Genomic DNA, 15,897 nt, shown 5'->3' with positions numbered 1-15,897 from the left:
GATCACCTTTTTCCCATATCAAACCCGCTAGTCTTGCGCTGATCGGATCACAGACGGCATTGCCGAGGTACGGAAGCTATGACCACTCCAAACGAGGCGCCCAAGAAGCGCCAACTCCCCACAGTTTATACCCTGCTTTTCATCATCATCGCGCTGATGGCCGCCCTCACCTGGGTGCTGCCAGCGGGCAAATATGACTATGTTACCGCCAAGACCCAGCAGCCGGTTGCGGCAGCGGCCGTGGCCGATTACAGCGGCGACGAGCGGCTGTTGCCGGTGCCTAGCAGCTACACCGAGTTACCCGCCCACCCGCAAGGAGTGTTCGAGGTGCTCAAGGCCCCCATTCAGGGCTTTCACAAGGCGGCCGACGTGGCGCTGTTCGTGCTCATCATCGGCGGCTTTCTGGCGGTGACCATGCAAAGCGGTGCGCTCGATGCCGGGGTGGGGGCCATTGTGCGCGGCTTTGCCGGCCGTGAGCGGCTGCTAATTCCTGTGTTGATCGCCCTGTTTGCCCTCGGCGGCTCCACTTTCGGCATGGCGGAGGAGACGGTGGCCTTCTGGGCGCTGATCGTGCCGGTGATGATGGCGGCGGGCTTCGATCGCATGGTGGCGGCGGGCATTATCCTGCTCGGCTCCGGGGTCGGGGTGCTCGCCTCCACCGTCAACCCGTTTGCCACCGGCATTGCCTCCGGTTTTGCCGGTATCCCCATCGGCGAAGGGATCGGTTTGCGGGTCATCCAGTGGCTGCTGCTGGTGATCTTTGCCTCCTGGTTCGTGATGCGCTATGCCAAGCAGGTGCAGCAGGACAAATCCCGCTCCGTGCTGGCCGACATCGTCTATGACGACGAGTTCTCCCAGATGAAGAGCGGCAACCTCGCCTTCACCGGCAAGCAGAAGCTCACCATGCTGGTCTTCTTCGGCACCTTCCTGCTGATGATCTATGCGGTGGTGCCCTGGTCCGATTTGGGGATCGACGTGCTGCCCACCTTTGGCTGGTGGTTTGACGAGCTATCCACCCTGTTCTTCAGCGCCTCCATTCTGATCGCGCTAATCAACCGGATGCCGGAATCCAACTATGTGGCCACCTTCCTCAGCGGCGCTCGGGATCTTATCGGGGTGGCGCTGGTGGTGGCGGTGGCGCGCGGCATCTATGTGGTGATGGAGCAGGGCGTCATCATCGACACCATTTTGCACTGGGCCGAAGGGCTGGTGACCGGACTCTCCTCGTCGGTCTTCATCCTGATGGCCTATCTGGTGCACATCATCCTGAGCTTCTTCATCCCCTCCACCTCGGGGCTGGCGACCGTCTCCATGCCGCTGATGGGGCCGCTGGCTGATTTCTCCGGCATCTCGCGGGATCTGGTGATCACGGCCTATCAGTCCGCCTCCGGCTGGATCAACCTGTTCGCCCCTACCGCCGCCCATCTGGTGGCCGGTCTGGCGCTCGCCAAGATCCCCTACGATCGCTTTGTGCGCTGGGTGCTGCCCTTTATCATAGGCGTAGCCCTCATCACCATGGCGGTGCTGGTGGCCGGTGCCCTGCTGCACGGCTGATGGCACGGATACAACGACAGATAACAAAAAGGCTCCCGCGGGAGCCTTTTTCATGAGCTTTGCTTACTGCTTGTAGCCCTTGAGGAAGCGGGCGAGGCGGCCGATGGCATCCTCCAGCTCCTCTTCGCGGGGCAGGAACACCAGCCGGAAGTGATCCGGCGCCGGCCAGTTGAAACCGGTGCCTTGCACCAGCAGCAGCTTCTCCTGCTGCAGCAGGTCGAACACCATCTTCTGGTCATCGCGGATGTCATACACCTTAGGGTCGAGGCGGGGGAACATGTAGAGCGCCCCCTTGGGTTTGACGCAGGAGACCCCGGGGATCTCGTTCAAGAGCTCCCATGCCTTGTCCCGCTGCTTGCGCAGGCGACCGCCCGGCAGGATCAGCTCGTTGATGCTCTGATAGCCACCAAGGGCTGTCTGGATAGCGTGCTGCATCGGCACATTGGCACACAGCCGCATGGAGGCCAGCATCTCCAGCCCTTCAATGTAACCGCGAGCACGGCCTTTGGGGCCGGTGATGACCATCCAGCCCTGACGGAAGCCGCAGGCGCGGTAGGCCTTGGAGAGGCCGTTGAAGGTCACCACCATCACATCGTCGCACAGGGTGCAGACGCTGGTGTGGGAGATATCGTCGTAGAGGATCTTGTCGTAGATCTCGTCAGCGAAGATGATGAGATTGTGCTGGCGGGCGATTTCGATCACCTCCAGCAGGAACTCGCTGCCGTAAACGGCACCGGTCGGGTTGTTGGGGTTGATCAGCACCAGGCCGCGGGTGCGCGGGGTGATGCGGGCGCGGATGTCGTCGAGATCCGGATACCAGTCAGCCCCTTCGTCACAGCGGTAGTGCACTGCATGGCCACCGGAGAGGGTGACTGCGGCAGTCCAGAGCGGGTAGTCGGGGGAGGGTACCAGCATCTCGTCGCCATTGTTGAGCAGCGCCTGCATCGCCATCACGATCAGCTCGCTGGCGCCATTGCCAATGTAGATGTCGTCGATATCGACCTTGCGCATCCCTTTTTGCTGGTAGTACTGCATCACCGCTTTACGGGCAGAGAACAGCCCCTTGGAGTCGCAGTAGCCCTGGCTCAGCGGCATGTTGAGGATCACATCCTTGATGATCTCTTCCGGCGCATCAAAGCCGAACGGGGCCGGGTTGCCGATGTTGAGCTTGAGAATGCGGTGGCCTTCGTCTTCGAGACGGCGAGCCTCTTTATGCACCGGGCCGCGGATGTCATAGCAGACATCGTCGAGCTTGTGCGACTTGTCGATTGTGAACATGGTGAGTGTGATTCCTTCCCCACAGGGACGCGTTGGCGAAAAAGGCGATTTTTAGTATCAAATTTCTTTTCCCCTATTCTTCACAGAATTGAATGCTAGAACAATCCTCTTTTTAGAAGAATTCCCTGATTTTTAGCCCTAAAACAGGGTTGCTAGAACGTTAAATTCAGCACGATCTTTGGTGCTAACCAAGGTTAACTAGTGAAACATGGGGAACGAATTAACAAAGCTGCCTGACTGTGTTGCAATATCCGGATCCTGTGGCACGATTGGCTTGTGTAAAAAATCGTCTTCGTCCCCCTTTTCGATGAGTTGACTGGCACTCATGGTGTCATCTTTATGTGGTTCGCTCATCGGTGTTCACTTCTGCGAGGTTTTCCCATGCAAGCACCCGTTCCAGGCCGCTATCGCCACTTCAAGGGGGGTTACTATCAAGTGCTTGCCCTGGCTCTGCATACCGAAACCCAGGAGCAGCTGGTAATTTATCAATCCGAGCAGGATGGTCAGGTCTATGCCCGACCCGTCGCCATGTTTATGGAGTGGATTGAGCATCAGGGGCAGGTTGTCAGCCGTTTTGCCCCTGCAGGAGACTGACCACGCCTCCGTTTATATCGCTCAAGGGATGAGCACTCGAGCTAAATGGTGTCACAAGTTGTCGCATGACGCCCTTGGGTATGAGATGTGCAGCCGGCTGTCTTAATGATAAATCCCTTATCTAATCAACAAATTGTGACGAATATCACATTCAGTGAGCCCCGCCTGCCGGGTTCGCAATCTGGACTCACACTCCCATAATGCTGCGCTTGTTCAAGCATGGGCCCTTCTCGGGTCTTGTTCGGTGTTATCTCAAATGGGAGAAATAATGTGAAACCTGTTGCTGCTGAGTTTATGGGCACTTTCTGGCTGGTATTGGGCGGTTGCGGCAGTGCCGTGCTGGCTGCAGCCTTCCCTCACGTCGGGATTGGTCTGTTGGGGGTCTCGCTGGCTTTCGGTCTGACCGTGCTGACTATGGCGTTTGCCATCGGCCATATCTCCGGTTGCCACCTCAATCCGGCCGTGACCGTCGGTCTGTGGGCGGGTGGTCGTTTTCCGGCATCCGGTGTACTGCCTTATATCGTGGCGCAAGTGCTGGGTGGCATTGCCGCCGCTGCCGTGCTTTACGTGATTGCCAGCGGTCAGGCCGGGTTTGATCTCTCTGCCGGTTTTGCTTCCAACGGCTACGGTGAGCACTCTCCGGGTGGTTATAGCCTGACTGCCGCACTTGTGTGTGAAGTGGTGATGACCGGTTTCTTCCTGTTTGTCATCATGGGGGCAACTGATAGCCGTGCGCCTGCCGGTTTCGCGCCGATCGCCATCGGTCTGTGCCTGACCCTGATCCACCTTGTCAGCATTCCGGTGACCAATACCTCGGTCAACCCGGCCCGCAGTACCGGTGTTGCGCTGTTTGTCGGTGACTGGGCTATCAGCCAGCTGTGGCTGTTCTGGGTTGCCCCGATTGTCGGTGCCATTCTGGGTGCGCTGGCTTATCGCCTGGTGGCGACTGAGCAGAAGTAATCATTTGCGAAACAAAGTGTGGTATCGACACGCCTGCGGGCGTGTTATTTGTTTCTGGAGGGGCAAGAAAAGAGCATTAACCGAGGCTAACCTCAGAGCCCTTTGGCCTGCAGCATCTCTTTGTAGCGCAGGTGGAGGAGCTGGACGCGCTCCACATAGGCACGGGTTTCCGCATAGGGCGGGATACCGCCATGTTTTTGTACGGCGCCCGCACCGGCGTTGTAGGCCGCGGTCGCCAGCGCCACGTTGCCGTCATACTGTTTGAGCAGTCCCGCCAGGTATTTCACCCCGCCGAAGATATTCTGCTCCGCCAGCAAGGCATTGCCGACCCCCAACTCCCGCGCTGTGGCGGGCATCAGTTGGGTCAGCCCCATCGCCCCCTTGCGGGAGACCGCCAGTGGATTGAAAGCGGATTCCGCATGGATCAGCGCCCGGATCAGCGCAGGCTCAACCTGATAGATTTTGGCAGCCGCCTTGATGGTGCTGGCATAGTCATAGAGAAACAGCCCTGTAGTTTGCCAGTTGACGCTGGATTTGGGGTCGCAGGCGAAGCAGTCGTTGAACAGCAGCAGCTCGTAATGGCCCTCTTCGGGTGCCATATCGGAGTAGCGAACCACCCCGTTCTGTTGCACCGATTTATAGACCTGGATCTGCTTCTTGCCGTTGGTGGCGACTGCCGCTGTTTGAGCGGTGTCGGGTTGTGAGGCGGGAGTGGCATCTTTGCTCGGACGCAAGGGGGAGGGAGCTGCGGTCAGGAAGATCACCTCCGCGGGGGGGGGAGTCTGGCTCCATCCGCTCAGGGGGATCAACAACATATGGCCTGCCAGCATCCATGCTTTCAACCCTGATACTCCTTCTTGTGATGACCATGTTGAGTAAAGCATCATGACGAGGGCAGAACAAGCGGCCAACAGGGGGCAAATGATCCGATTCGGTGACCGGGATCAAAGTATCCGCCGCAATAAAGGATTGTCATCATAAAGCACGGTTTTGGCCGTCTGGCGGTGGGTAATGGCCTCTTCCACCAGGTAAGCAAGCTGCCCACGACGTCCGCTTTTTTGTTGACGAAAGGCATGCTATCGTGCTGGCGTCATGTGGTCGGATTAGCGCACCGTATCTGGCACTAATAACTGATTATCAAAGGATTTGTCTGTGACAAGCAAGCTGGCGATGGAACTCACTTTCGAAGAGTACTGCGACGCCGACCTCTCCCTAATCAGGGACTATTACGAGACGACGTTTTCCCACTATGTGCCGGATCTGGCCGAGCGGATCTTTGTCGTGCGTGATGCTCACTGGCTGGTGGGGGCGGTTCGGTTACGGGACGAGGAGGAGTTTTACCATCTGTGCGGCTTTCGCCTGTTGCCCCACTACCAGTCGCTGGGATTGGGGTCACGGCTGCTGCAGCACGCCTGTCACGGTCTGTTGGACAAACCTGTGGTCTGTCAGGCGCTGCCCTTCGAGAAGCCTTTCTATCTCAAGGCCGGGTTTGCCGATATGCCCCTCAATCAATTGAGCGGGTCGCTTTTCTCCCTCTACGAGCGGCAGCAGCAGCAGGGTTATCAGGTGGAGCTGCTGGTACGGGATACCACCCAGCCCCTCCTGAATTGAGCGGTTTAGCGCGGTTTGGTCAGCAGGTGGATCTTGCCCGGTGACAGCTCCAGCCCCAGCAGATTCTCCTTCAGCCAGGCCTGATCCGGATCCTTGTCATTGAGTTTGTAGACCGGTTTGGTCTCGAGCCGCTTCTCCATGCTCTGCAGCAGCATGTTGAGCATCAGCCCGAACTTCTTCTCGGCCGCCTCCGGCTCCAGCTTGTACTCCACCAGCTTCATGTTATCGAGAAACAGCGCGCTCTGGCTCTTGTCATAGCGGGGCCTCGCCTCATAGGTCATCTGCAGGCGGGCGTCATATTCGGTATTGTCTGGCAGGGCGATTTTGAGCTTGCCCTTGCCATAGACCCGGGCGGTATCGGGGCGCTGGCGACCGATCTGGACATCGCTCTGCTCAAGCGTCACATGGGCCTTGATGATGCCCGGCAGCTCCAGCTGTTTGTCGACTTGCACCTGAGATTGCAGGTACTGGTTTATCTGTTGCTCATTGATGTCATATGAGCCTTGGCCTAGCATGGCCAGGCTGAGCAGCATAGATTGCAGGATCATGCGTGCGACCTGATAGAATGGATTTGCCTTACAGCATACCATCCCGGCCGGTTGGGGTCTGCCCACCGCGCTGTTTGTCGATTAGAAGGAGTCCCCGTTGTTTAACGGTCTGGAACACGATCTTCAACTGCTGTTTTCCCGTTTTCTGGGTTGGCTGCTACTGCTTTTTCATACCGTGATTGTCACCGGGGTGTCGTTTCGGGTGGTGATGAAACGCCGTCCCATCGGGGTGTCGCTGGCCTGGCTGGCGCTGATCTATGCCATTCCGTTTGCCGGGGTGGGTTTCTATGTGCTGTTTGGTGAAATAAAGCTGGGGCGCCGTCGTGCCGAGCGCGCCCAGGCCATGTATCGCCCTTATGCCATCTGGATCCGTCAACTGGCCCGTCTGTTCCCGCAGCACTGCTGCGAAGTGGGCGCCAAGGCACAGCCGCTGCACGATCTGATCCAGGGACGGCTCGCCATGCCGATGCTCTCTGGCAACCGCATGACCTTGCTCAACAAGCCGGACTGGATCTTGCGCGAGATTGCCCAGGATATCCGTCGCTCGACGCTCTCCTGCTATCTGGAGTTCTATATCTGGCATCCGGGCGGCGATGCCGACGAGGTGTGCGAGGCGCTGATTGAAGTGGCGCAACGCGGCGTGGATTGTCGCTTGCTGCTCGATTCGGTGGGCAGTAAACAGTTCTTCCGCTCCCACTGGCCCAAAAAGCTGCGCAAAGCGGGGGTCAAGCTGGTGGAGGTGCTGCCGGTCGGCGCCTGGCGCATTCTGTTCCAGCGTCAGGATCTGCGGATGCACCGCAAGCTGGTGGTGATCGATGACAGGGTGGGTTACACCGGCTCCATGAACATGGTGGATCCCCGTTTCTTCAAGCAGGATGCCGGGGTCGGCCAGTGGGTCGACATCATGATCCGGGTGCAGGGGCCCATGGTGCCGCTGATGTGGTCGATCTTCGTCTGGGACTGGGAGATGGAGACCGGCGAGCGGCTGCTCGACAGTTTGCAGCATGAGCCGGAGGCCTGGCCCCAGACCAACTACCGCGCCCAGCTGATCCCGTCCGGCCCCTTCGTTGGCGGCGACTGCATCCAGCAGAGCCTGCTGCTGGCCATCTATCAGGCACGCAGCCATCTGGTGCTGACAACCCCCTACTTTGTACCCGACGATCCGCTGGCGGCCGCACTCAGTTCGGCAGCGGCGCGTGGGGTGCAGGTGCAGCTGGTGTTGCCGGCACGCAACGACTCCATCATGGCCAATTACGCCTGCAACGCCTTTATGGAGGAGTTGCTGGCGGCCGGGGTGGAGATCTACCGCTACGATGCCGGTCTGCTCCATACCAAGAGCGTGCTGGTGGATGATGACTTCGCGCTGGTGGGGACGGTCAATCTGGATCGGCGCAGCCTCTGGCTCAACTTCGAGGTGACCCTGCTGGTGGACAACCCCTCGTTCGTGGCCCAGATGACCCGGCTGGTACAGGGCTATATGGCGGAAGCCACCCCGATGACCCTGGCCCAATGGCAGGCCCGCCCCTGGTACAAGAAGGCGATGGAGAACATCTTCTATCTCTTCAGCCCCTTGCTGTGATGTTGTGGCGAGCCGCAAGAAAGTGGACTCGCCATCTGATTGGACTTGCCTAGCCCCGAGTCCGCCCCGTAGAGTGCAGTGACAACTCCCTGGAGACACATGGATATATGAAAAAGATAGTGGCCCTCGCCGTGGGTGCGGCACTGGTAGGTGGTGGTCTGGCTGCGTGCTGGTACACGGGCAACAGCTTCGACAACATCATGGCGGAGCAGATCGCTAAGGTGGAGAAAGAGAGTGGGCTCGACATGCAGTGGCTGCCGGGCAGCAGCAACCTCTTCACCCGTGACGGGGTCCTGAAGGTCGTGGTGACGCCGGAGGAGCTGGCTGCCATCGACAGCGAGCTGGAGGGCAGTCAGCCCATCGAGTTGCAACTGGTGGTCAGGAGCCAGATCCTCCCGCTCTACATCAAGAGCCACTTCCTGCTCGATACCCATAATGGCTCGCTAGCGCCGGTTTTCACCGCACTGGGCATGGAGCAGTGGGAACTCGGTCTGGAGTCGGTCACCAGTCTCTGGACCCAGGGTAACAGCAGCCGTTTCTGGGCCAATGAATTCAAGATCAAACAGGGGCTGGACGAGTTCAGCTTCCTGCCCCTGAGCGGCGAGTTCCACGGCAATCTGGAGGGGAATGGTCACCTCACCATGACCTGGCAGGGGATGACGGTCCATGAAGAGCAGAGCAAGATGGACTTGGTGCTGGCCGATCTGAAAGGGAGTGCCGACATTGCCGAGATCAGCGGTGTGCTCCTCTCGCCCCAGAGCGAGATGACCCTCTCGGCCCTCACGGTACAACTGCCTGACAGCGTCAAGGTCGCCCTGCAGGGGATGACTACCGAGACTCAGCTGACCGGTGATGATGCCCAGACCCTCTCCAGCAGCTATCAGATGAAAATTGCCAAGCTGGATCTGGAGAACGAGACCGACACCCTGGCGGTGACCGACAGCAAGTTGGCGGTCAACCTCAATGGTCTGGATCTGGAAGGGTATCAGGGGCTGCAGGCCGCCGGTGGCAAGGGGGTTGAAGATGCCGCCATCCAGCAGGCGCTGGACAAGATGCTCAAACGTGGCGCGACCCTTGAACTGGCCGATCTCAGCGCCAAGCTCAACGGTGAGGCGGTGACCATGAAGGGGGACGTGAAGCTGGCCTCCACCTCGCTGGAGCAGCTGTTCAACAGCGACGCGGGCATGCAGGCCCTCTCCGGCATGCTGCATGCCAGCCTCAGCGACAAGCTGGGCAAGGCGGTGCCGCAACTGGCCCCCATGCTCGATCAGCTGACCCTGATGGGTTATCTGAAGGCCGACAAGCAAGCGCTGACCTCCGAGTTGAAGCTGGAGAAGGGCGCGGTGACGGTAAACGATCTGCCGCTCTGACACTCGGCGTAAAAAACAACAACGGCTCCCGCGGGAGCCGTTGTTGTTTCTGGCGTTTGCATACGTGCCGTGTGGGCGGATTACTTGAAGACCACCGTCTTGTTGCCGTAGACGAACACCCGCTCGTTCAGTACCAGCTCAAGCGCGCGGCTCAGCACCGATTTCTCCACATCCCGGCCAGCCTTGGCCATGTCGTCCGCACTGAAGGCGTGACCGACGTGGATCACGTCCTGTTCGACGATGGGGCCTTCATCCAGATCGTCGGTCACGAAGTGGGCGGTGGCGCCGATCAGCTTGACGCCGCGATCAAACGCCTGCCGGTAGGGGCGGGCACCGATGAAGGCGGGCAGGAAGGAGTGGTGGATGTTGAGGATCTTGCGCGGATAGGCCTCGACGAAGCTCGGGGTCAGCACCCGCATGTACTTGGCCAGGATCACATAGTCAGGCTCATAGCTGTCGATGATGGCGCGTACCTGCTCTTCATGTTCGGTCCGGCTCAGATCCTCGTGACTGACGGTGTGGAACGGGATATCGAACTTGCCGGTGAGCTCGGCCAGGGTGTCATAGTTGCCGATCACCGCGACGATATCCATATCCAGCGCGCCCGCGTAGTTCTTCATCAGAATATCGCCGAGGCAGTGGGTCTCCTTGGTCACCAGGATGACGATGCGCTTCTTGCCCGCCTTGACCAGACGGCGTTGGGCACCGGTGGGCAGGGCATCATCGAGGTCGGCCAGCAGGGTCTCGTCGTTGAAGCGCCCCTCCAGCTCGGTACGCATAAAGAAGCGGCCATTCTCGTGATCCACAAACTCATCGTTCTTGATGATGTTGAGCTGGTGCTTGTAGCAGATGTTGGTGATCTTGGCGATGAGCCCTTTGGCATCCGGGCAATCCGTGAGCAGTATTTTCTTTTCCATCTCTGTCATTTTCCGTTTGTGGTGTTGGCGCTGCTGTCTGCGCCGGCAGCGTTGTTCAGGCTCTCTTTTCGGGCCCTGTTTTTTGGTTTCGGGAACTATGCCATAAACCGATCCGCGCCATAAAGAAATTCGCCAGTCATAGCCTCGCACGCTGGCGAGCAGGCCGCAGAGCGGGATCCCGGGCGCAATGTTGAAACGCTTTTCAGCCTGCGGGGGATTTTGGCTGGTATCTGCAACCGTTTTTCTTTAGGCTGTCTGCGCTTATTCTCAGGGCGGGGTGCAATTCCCCACCGGCGGTATCCCGATTGACTCGGGGAGCCCGCGAGCGCCCGACTTGGCTGATTGCCAGGTCGGGGTCAGCAGATCCGGTGAGATGCCGGAGCCGACGGTCATAGTCCGGATGAAAGAGGATAAGACAGACCTTGCCGTGTTGGCCCTTGTGGGCTGGCTGCTGCATACCCGTCTCTGTCTGCCTTTCCATGCCCTGATTCTGGTCCTTGTCTTGTTTAGGAGTTTTACCATGAATCAGTCTCTACTCAGTGAATTCGGTGATCCCGTTGCCCGTGTCGAAGCGGCCCTGTCTGCCTTGCGTGCCGGATGCGGCGTGCTGGTGGCCGACGATGAAGATCGGGAGAACGAGGGCGACCTCATTTTCGCCGCCGAATCCATGACCAATGAACAGATGGCGCTGATGATCCGCGAGTGCTCCGGCATCGTCTGCCTCTGCCTGCCCGACGAGCGGGTTCGCCAGCTCGAACTGCCGATGATGGTGGAGGCCAACTCCAGTCACTACCAGACAGCCTTTACCGTGACCATCGAAGCGGCGCAGGGGGTCACGACCGGTGTCTCGGCGGCTGATCGCATCACCACCATCCGCGCAGCCATCGCAGACGGCTCCAAACCGGGAGATCTGCATCGCCCGGGTCATGTTTTCCCGCTGCGGGCGCGAACCGGTGGGGTGCTTACCCGCCGTGGTCATACCGAAGCGACGGTCGATCTGATGCAGCTGGCTGGCCTCAAACCGTTTGGTGTGTTGTGTGAATTGACCAAGGAAGATGGCTCGATGGCGCGTCTGCCAGACCTGGTTGCGTTCGGTCGCAAGCACCAGATGCCGGTGCTGACCATCGAGGATCTGGTGCAATATCGTCAATTGCTGTCAGAACGTACAGCCTGAGCCTCATACGAAATTGTAATAAGGCAAAAATTTGGTTAACCTTTGTCCGTGCCCCCACCACACGGCACTCATTTTTTAGACGAATCTGGACAAAAACTGTTCACTCAAAAAAAAATGAGGGTTTTAATGCATTTATCTGTGGTGGGGACTATGCAAAGTAGGATTTTTTTGTGCCATAATCACGCCGCTTGCTAAACGTCTGGCGAGTTCAAGGGAGCTTTAAAAATGAAAAAATTGTTGTTGGTAGGTGTTGTTGGTCTGTCCGCTCTGCTGGGCGGTTGTGCAAACACCAGCGAACTGGAAACTTCCGTTCAGAATCTGTCTAACAAAGTTGACCAACTGGCTCAAGATGTTAGCGCAGTTCGTGCTGATCAGTCCAAAATCGCTGCTGATGTTGCCGAAGCCAAGCAAGAAGCTATGCGTGCTAACCAGCGCATCGACAACATGGCTACTTCCTACAAGAAGTAATCCATGCGAAAAAATGGCGCAGTTTTGCGCCATTTTTTTTTGCCTGAAATTCACCGTATCTCCACTATTCCCACAGCACCTTTTTCGTACTTGACCCATGAGGTCATGCCGGTCTCCCGGCACTCCCCCATCATTACCAGCCAGTTCGATTCCGATCAGTAGAGCAGACTATAGAGTTTGCGACGGTAGCTCTGTGCCGCCGGTGTGCTGCCCATGGTCGCCAGAATATCGAGATAGGTCTTTCTGGCATCGCCGAATGCCAAATCCCGCTTGAGGATCTCCAGCAGCAGTCCCAACGCCTCTTCCTGACGACCAGCCTGGTTGTATTGCACCGCCAGCTCCTGAGTCAGGGAAAAATCATCAGGCTGTTCTGCATGACGGGCTTCCAGCGCGCGCAGTTCCGGGCTGTCTGCCGCTTGCAGGGCCAGCGCCAGCCTTGAGCTCAGGGTATGGAAGTGGCCATCCTGCGCCGCCATCGGGATGGTGCCGAGGCGCTCCTGCGCTTCCTCCAGCAGATTGAGGTCGAGCGCAGCCTGGATCAGCCACAGGCTGATGTCGTGACGTTCAGGAGCCAGCTGGTGTGCCTTGGTCAGATGGGCATAGGCGATGCTGGGCTGCTCGTCAGCCAGTGCCTGTTGCCCCTTGGCCAGCAACTCTTCCTCTTCTTTGGGGGCGAAGGCGGCGAAATACTGGCGCAGGGTGGCTTCATCCTGCGGCCCTTCGATGATCCCCTGTTCGTCAGGGCGACCCTGATGGAACAGCACCAGCGCCGGTAGGGCGCGCAGGCCGAGCTGACTGGCCAGCGGCTGCAGTTGGGGATCGTTCATATCCACCTTGGCCAGGGTGACCTGCTCATTGGTGGGACCAACCAGTGATTCGATCAGCGGTGTCATCCCCTGACACTCCGGCATCTGCGGAGCATGGAAATAGATGACGACCGGCTTCTTCATGGACGCATCGATAAGTTCAGCGTGAAAATTCTGGGGAGTAATGTCGACGATCATGAGTTGGACTCTTCAGAAAGGGTGTTGAGTAACATGGGGTTAAGCGAGTGGCAATTCAAGCGCTCATCCAGCCGGTAAAAGGTCACAGGGGCTGCCGCCGCTGCGAGGCTGAGCCAGCCGCTGGCAAAGGGCCAATCTTGTACCTGATAAGGGGTGTCATCGAGCCGGTTGTCGAGTCGCCATCTTTCCTCCGGGAGAAACCGCACTTTCTCCAGTCCCGCCGCTATGCCGCCACCGTGGGCTTTCAGTACCGCCTCCTTGCGTGACCAGAGCCGGTAGAAGGCGCTCTCCTGCTCTTGGGAAGGCAGTGCGCAGAGCCACTCATATTCACTCTGTGCATAAAACCGGCGGGCCAGGGGGAGGGGATGATGCCGCCGTTTGCCCAGCTCGATATCCACCCCAAGCGGCCCCTGTGGGCAGAGCGCCAGCACCAGCCAGCTGCCACTGTGGCTCAGATTGAACTGCCAAGCATCATCATGCAGTCGGGGCTTGCCCTGGGGGCCGTTGCAAAATTGCAGCCTGGCAGCAGGTTGTTGCAGCCGCTCGGCCAATAGCTGGCGCAGCAGGGCGCGGCTCACCAGATATTCCTGACGCCGTTCAGGATGGGTCATGGTTTGCCAGATATGCTGCTCATCGGTTGACAGCCATTCAGGCAATTGAGCAAGCAGGTCCTGGCATACCCTGGCCGGTTTTAACAAAAAAAGATCGGTTTCGATCATGATTTTTCACTTTAAAAAGGTGCTGAAGCAGGGATAAAAGCCAGTTATCTATGAGGCCCAAGGCTCTTTTTGCGATTGTATATTGTTTGGGCATGATCACATTAATTATGAAAAATCGTGCATTTCCTTGCAAAAATGTGAGCTTGATAGGGATTTTCACTTGCCTCGATAGAATTCTTGGATATAGTCGGGTGCTGTTGCCTTATAAATTGCCCTTTGGGGCCGTATTTTAACAAGATTTACTATTTAGCGGGGATAAAGGATTGCGCCACCTGATGCTACTGCTGGTCGCGCTCGGAATGGTGGGTTGTGCCTCGGCACCCCAACCCGAGGTCGCGAGCAAGATCGAAGTTTCCATGGTTGAACCTGTCATCGAACCGGAAGCTTCCCAGACACCCGATGTGAATGAAATCCTGACTGTATATAAAGAGTGGCGTGGTGTTCCGTACCGGATGGGTGGCAGCAGCCAGCGCGGTATCGACTGTTCCGCCTTTGCCCGTGAAGTGTTCCGCAATGCCGTCGGTATCGAATTACCCCGCGATACCCGCTCCCAAGTCCATGAAGGGACGCGCGTTTCCAAGCAGGATCTGGTCGAGGGTGACCTGGTCTTCTTCAAAATCAATCGTCGTCTCAACCACGTTGGTATCTATGTCGGCAATGGCGAATTCATCCACGCCTCGACTCGAGCCGGTGTGACGCGCTCCAAGCTGGATAGCCAATATTGGCGCAACAAGTTCTGGCAAGCTCGCCGGATCGATATCTGAGTCAGGCTGGACAAACGGCTCGCAGTACGGACTGTTTTTCCAACCTCACTTGAACCGGGCTCGATAGCCCGGTTTTTTATTGCCCTCGTTTAGACTTTCCCGAGTCAAATCACTATAGTGTGGGCCCGTTTTCTTCGGCAGGCTCAGCATGAAACCCCGCATCCCATCAGCCGGTGGCCCCAAGTCGGGCGACCGCAAATCCGGACTTCACTCCCGTAATCGCCATCAGGCGGGTTACGACTTTGAGGCGCTCTGCCTGCGAACTCCCGAGTTGGCTGCCCACGTCTTTATCAATGACTACGGCACCCGCACCATCGATTTTGCCAATCCCGATGCAGTGAAGACCCTCAATCGCGCCCTGCTGGCCCATCACTACGGGATTGCCCACTGGGACTTGCCTGCCGGTTACCTCTGCCCGCCTATCCCGGGACGGGTGGACTACCTGCACTGGGCGGCCGACCTGTTGGCCGAGAGCGCAGGCCAGCTCCCTACCGGCAAGGGGGTGAGGGTGCTGGATATCGGGGTGGGGGCAAACTGCATCTATCCGCTGCTCGGCTGCCGCGAATATGGCTGGCGTTTTGTTGGGTCGGATATCGATCCGGTCTCGGTCAAGGCGGCCACCCTGCTGGCCAGGAGCAACGGGCTCGGCAACCAGATTGAGTGTCGTTTGCAGGGTAACCCCAACCATGTGTTTCGCGGCATCATAGGGCCGAAGGAGCGCTTCGCCCTGACGTTGTGCAATCCGCCGTTTCATGCGTCGCTGGAGGAGGCGAGCAAGGGGACGGAGCGCAAGCTGCGCAATCTGGGCAAGGAGGTGACAGGCGCCCCTGTGCTCAACTTCGGCGGCCAGAAGGCCGAGCTCTGGTGCGAAGGGGGCGAGGCGGCGTTTCTGGCCAACATGATTGCCCAGAGCAAGGAGTTTGCCACTCAGTGCCTCTGGTTCAGCTCGCTGGTGTCGAAAAAAGAGAACTTGCCGGGGGCGAAAAAGGCGTTGAGCCGGGTGGGGGCGCGTCAGGTACGGGTGATCGACATGGCGCAGGGCAACAAGGTGAGCCGGATCCTTGCCTGGTCCTTTCTGGATGAGGAGGGATTGCGTAGCGGCTGGTCGAGCGCGCGCTGAGTCCCCACCACAAGGCCCAATGAGGGCCTTTTTTCATGATGAGCCCCGCGAATTTCCGCTGCTGGCGGCATCTTTGGCAATCGATTTCCTCATTGGCAGATCGTGCTGGTTTACATGGTGTAAGTAGTTACTTCCGCCTTGGTACAGGTGTACGCCGAGATTTTTTTGCACTTACAGCTGAAACTTTAATAAAATAGGACTGGTTAGACCTCTTTACAGGCATTGAATCAAATAGGG

At 58.2% G+C, this 15,897-nt stretch carries 16 protein-coding genes and 1 riboswitch; of the genes, 10 read left to right on the top strand and 6 right to left on the bottom strand.

Translation table 11 applies throughout. The features are described 5' to 3' along the window. Positions 1-78: 78 nt before the first annotated feature. Positions 79-1,554, top strand: coding sequence for a YfcC family protein (locus tag AACT07_RS04675; RefSeq protein WP_069526744.1), 1,476 nt, complete (start codon positions 79-81; stop codon positions 1,552-1,554). 63 nt (positions 1,555-1,617) lie between these two features. Here the strand turns inward: AACT07_RS04675 and AACT07_RS04670 are convergent, their stop codons facing one another. Further along, the gene (locus AACT07_RS04670) at positions 1,618-2,832 is read right to left on the bottom strand and encodes a pyridoxal phosphate-dependent aminotransferase (RefSeq protein WP_005334367.1); all 1,215 of its coding nucleotides are present in this window, start codon (positions 2,830-2,832) and stop codon (positions 1,618-1,620) included. A gap of 381 nt (positions 2,833-3,213) precedes the next feature. Here AACT07_RS04670 and AACT07_RS04665 point away from each other — a divergent pair, with 381 nt between their 5' ends. Continuing rightward, positions 3,214-3,426: a DUF1653 domain-containing protein gene (locus tag AACT07_RS04665; protein WP_005334366.1), complete on the top strand. Its 213-nt coding sequence runs from the start codon at positions 3,214-3,216 to the stop codon at positions 3,424-3,426. Positions 3,427-3,696: 270 nt separating this feature from the next. Further along, a complete protein-coding gene (aqpZ, locus tag AACT07_RS04660; protein ID WP_005361747.1) occupies positions 3,697-4,386 on the top strand; it encodes an aquaporin Z in 690 nt (229 codons plus the stop codon). A gap of 92 nt (positions 4,387-4,478) precedes the next feature. On the opposite strand, the gene AACT07_RS04655 is transcribed toward aqpZ, so the two are convergent. Continuing rightward, entirely contained in the window at positions 4,479-5,228 is a 750-nt protein-coding gene (locus AACT07_RS04655) for a lytic transglycosylase domain-containing protein (protein ID WP_445206771.1), read from the bottom strand. Positions 5,229-5,556: 328 nt separating this feature from the next. On the opposite strand from AACT07_RS04655, the gene AACT07_RS04650 reads away from it, so the two are divergent. After that, positions 5,557-5,997, top strand: coding sequence for a GNAT family N-acetyltransferase (locus AACT07_RS04650; RefSeq protein WP_041980377.1), 441 nt, complete (start codon positions 5,557-5,559; stop codon positions 5,995-5,997). Positions 5,998-6,002: 5 nt separating this feature from the next. Here the strand turns inward: AACT07_RS04650 and AACT07_RS04645 are convergent, their stop codons facing one another. Beyond that, positions 6,003-6,545 carry a DUF1439 domain-containing protein gene (locus AACT07_RS04645; protein ID WP_005353308.1) on the bottom strand — a complete coding sequence of 181 codons (543 nt, stop codon included), beginning with the start codon at positions 6,543-6,545 and terminating at the stop codon, positions 6,003-6,005. 97 nt (positions 6,546-6,642) lie between these two features. On the opposite strand from AACT07_RS04645, the gene cls reads away from it, so the two are divergent. Then, positions 6,643-8,124 carry a cardiolipin synthase gene (cls, locus tag AACT07_RS04640; RefSeq protein WP_005361740.1) on the top strand — a complete coding sequence of 494 codons (1,482 nt, stop codon included), beginning with the start codon at positions 6,643-6,645 and terminating at the stop codon, positions 8,122-8,124. 107 nt (positions 8,125-8,231) lie between these two features. Beyond that, positions 8,232-9,494 carry a DUF945 family protein gene (locus AACT07_RS04635; RefSeq protein ID WP_069526742.1) on the top strand — a complete coding sequence of 421 codons (1,263 nt, stop codon included), beginning with the start codon at positions 8,232-8,234 and terminating at the stop codon, positions 9,492-9,494. Between the two features lie 80 nt (positions 9,495-9,574). On the opposite strand, the gene purU is transcribed toward AACT07_RS04635, so the two are convergent. Next, positions 9,575-10,411 (bottom strand): formyltetrahydrofolate deformylase, encoded by an 837-nt coding sequence (gene purU / locus AACT07_RS04630; RefSeq protein WP_005361738.1) that lies wholly within the window; start codon positions 10,409-10,411, stop codon positions 9,575-9,577. 259 nt (positions 10,412-10,670) lie between these two features. Continuing rightward, a riboswitch (FMN riboswitch) is annotated at positions 10,671-10,827 on the top strand. 104 nt (positions 10,828-10,931) lie between these two features. On the opposite strand from purU, the gene ribB reads away from it, so the two are divergent. Beyond that, entirely contained in the window at positions 10,932-11,585 is a 654-nt protein-coding gene (gene ribB / locus AACT07_RS04625) for a 3,4-dihydroxy-2-butanone-4-phosphate synthase (RefSeq protein WP_069526794.1), read from the top strand. A gap of 225 nt (positions 11,586-11,810) precedes the next feature. Beyond that, entirely contained in the window at positions 11,811-12,053 is a 243-nt protein-coding gene (locus tag AACT07_RS04620) for an Lpp/OprI family alanine-zipper lipoprotein (RefSeq protein WP_005334342.1), read from the top strand. Positions 12,054-12,208: 155 nt separating this feature from the next. Here AACT07_RS04620 and AACT07_RS04615 read toward each other — a convergent pair whose 3' ends face one another. Together AACT07_RS04615 and AACT07_RS04610 are read right to left on the bottom strand one after the other, a co-directional pair. After that, positions 12,209-13,057 carry a tetratricopeptide repeat protein gene (locus tag AACT07_RS04615; protein ID WP_069526741.1) on the bottom strand — a complete coding sequence of 283 codons (849 nt, stop codon included), beginning with the start codon at positions 13,055-13,057 and terminating at the stop codon, positions 12,209-12,211. Then, positions 13,054-13,776, bottom strand: a complete 723-nt coding sequence (locus tag AACT07_RS04610) for a 4'-phosphopantetheinyl transferase family protein (protein WP_069526740.1) — start codon at positions 13,774-13,776, stop codon at positions 13,054-13,056. The genes AACT07_RS04615 and AACT07_RS04610 overlap by 4 nt, the downstream gene beginning before the upstream one ends. 275 nt (positions 13,777-14,051) lie before the next feature. Between AACT07_RS04610 and AACT07_RS04605 the strand changes: the two genes are divergently transcribed. Both AACT07_RS04605 and rlmF read left to right on the top strand, forming a co-directional pair. After that, positions 14,052-14,540: a C40 family peptidase gene (locus tag AACT07_RS04605; protein ID WP_005334331.1), complete on the top strand. Its 489-nt coding sequence runs from the start codon at positions 14,052-14,054 to the stop codon at positions 14,538-14,540. 148 nt (positions 14,541-14,688) lie between these two features. Next, positions 14,689-15,660 (top strand): 23S rRNA (adenine(1618)-N(6))-methyltransferase RlmF, encoded by a 972-nt coding sequence (rlmF, locus tag AACT07_RS04600; protein WP_069526739.1) that lies wholly within the window; start codon positions 14,689-14,691, stop codon positions 15,658-15,660. Positions 15,661-15,897: the final 237 nt, after the last annotated feature.

The sequence above is a fragment of the Aeromonas sp. ANP5 genome (assembly GCF_963870295.1).
Classification (GTDB): Bacteria; Pseudomonadota; Gammaproteobacteria; order Enterobacterales; family Aeromonadaceae; genus Aeromonas; species Aeromonas veronii.
The sequence above is the reverse complement of the archived record's forward strand: the minus strand, read 5'-3'. Positions and strand labels throughout refer to the sequence as shown.

Excerpts from the sequence above, each read along its gene's own strand:
- AACT07_RS04675 (WP_069526744.1), top strand. The coding sequence starts at position 79 with ATGACCACTCCAAACGAGGCGCCCAAGAAGCGCCAACTCCCCACAGTT.
- AACT07_RS04670 (WP_005334367.1), bottom strand. The coding sequence starts at position 2,832 with ATGTTCACAATCGACAAGTCGCACAAGCTCGACGATGTCTGCTATGAC.
- AACT07_RS04665 (WP_005334366.1), top strand. The coding sequence starts at position 3,214 with ATGCAAGCACCCGTTCCAGGCCGCTATCGCCACTTCAAGGGGGGTTAC.
- AACT07_RS04650 (WP_041980377.1), top strand. The coding sequence starts at position 5,557 with ATGGAACTCACTTTCGAAGAGTACTGCGACGCCGACCTCTCCCTAATC.
- AACT07_RS04645 (WP_005353308.1), bottom strand. The coding sequence starts at position 6,545 with ATGATCCTGCAATCTATGCTGCTCAGCCTGGCCATGCTAGGCCAAGGC.
- AACT07_RS04635 (WP_069526742.1), top strand. The coding sequence starts at position 8,232 with ATGAAAAAGATAGTGGCCCTCGCCGTGGGTGCGGCACTGGTAGGTGGT.
- purU (WP_005361738.1), bottom strand. The coding sequence starts at position 10,411 with ATGGAAAAGAAAATACTGCTCACGGATTGCCCGGATGCCAAAGGGCTC.
- ribB (WP_069526794.1), top strand. The coding sequence starts at position 10,932 with ATGAATCAGTCTCTACTCAGTGAATTCGGTGATCCCGTTGCCCGTGTC.
- AACT07_RS04620 (WP_005334342.1), top strand. The coding sequence starts at position 11,811 with ATGAAAAAATTGTTGTTGGTAGGTGTTGTTGGTCTGTCCGCTCTGCTG.
- AACT07_RS04615 (WP_069526741.1), bottom strand. The coding sequence starts at position 13,057 with ATGATCGTCGACATTACTCCCCAGAATTTTCACGCTGAACTTATCGAT.
- AACT07_RS04610 (WP_069526740.1), bottom strand. The coding sequence starts at position 13,776 with ATGATCGAAACCGATCTTTTTTTGTTAAAACCGGCCAGGGTATGCCAG.
- AACT07_RS04605 (WP_005334331.1), top strand. The coding sequence starts at position 14,052 with ATGCTACTGCTGGTCGCGCTCGGAATGGTGGGTTGTGCCTCGGCACCC.
- rlmF (WP_069526739.1), top strand. The coding sequence starts at position 14,689 with ATGAAACCCCGCATCCCATCAGCCGGTGGCCCCAAGTCGGGCGACCGC.